The 638-nt window shown below is 68.5% G+C and carries 1 protein-coding gene; it reads left to right on the forward strand.

The window, feature by feature from the left end:
• The coding region (locus D0Y53_RS12920; RefSeq protein WP_158550657.1) for a hypothetical protein at positions 1–638 on the forward strand (638 nt) is incomplete at both ends.

Here is a 638-nt window from a genome sequence, read left to right on the forward strand (position 1 = left end):
CGCGGCATCCAGGCCGGCGGCCTCACCGACTGGACCGTCGAACGCGTCCGCATCAACAAGAACGGCCGCGTCGGCTGGAACGGCGACCTCGGCTCCGCCAGCTCCAACTCCGGCAAGATCATCCTGCGCGACATCGAAATCGCCTGGAACGGCTGCGGCGAACGCGTCGCCACCGGCGAACCCTGGGCCTGCTGGGCCCAGCAAACCGGCGGCTACGGCGACGGCCTGGGCACCGCCGCCACCGGCGGCCAGTGGCTCGTCGAGGATGCCTTCGTCCACCACAACACCTCCGACGGCCTGGACTTCCGCTACGCCGACGGCGCCCCCACCACCAGCGTCACCCTGCGCCGCGTCTATGCCGTCGCCAACGCCGGCAACCAGGCCAAGGTCAAAGGCAACGCCCTCGTCGAAAACTCCCTCCTCGTCAGCTCCTGCGCCTACTTCCAGGGCCGCGACTACATGCTCGCCGACGACAACTGCCGCGCCGGCGGCAACACCCTGCAACTGGTGTTCACCCAGAACAACACCGCCACTGTCCGCCACAACACCATCACCGGCCAGGGCGGCGTCCTCATCGGCGCCATCGAGGGCGACTCCACCAACAGGCTCGCCATCCAGAACAACGTCCTCATCGGCTT

Source organism: Cognatiluteimonas weifangensis, assembly GCF_003416885.1.
Classification (GTDB): Bacteria; Pseudomonadota; Gammaproteobacteria; order Xanthomonadales; family Xanthomonadaceae; genus Cognatiluteimonas; species Cognatiluteimonas weifangensis.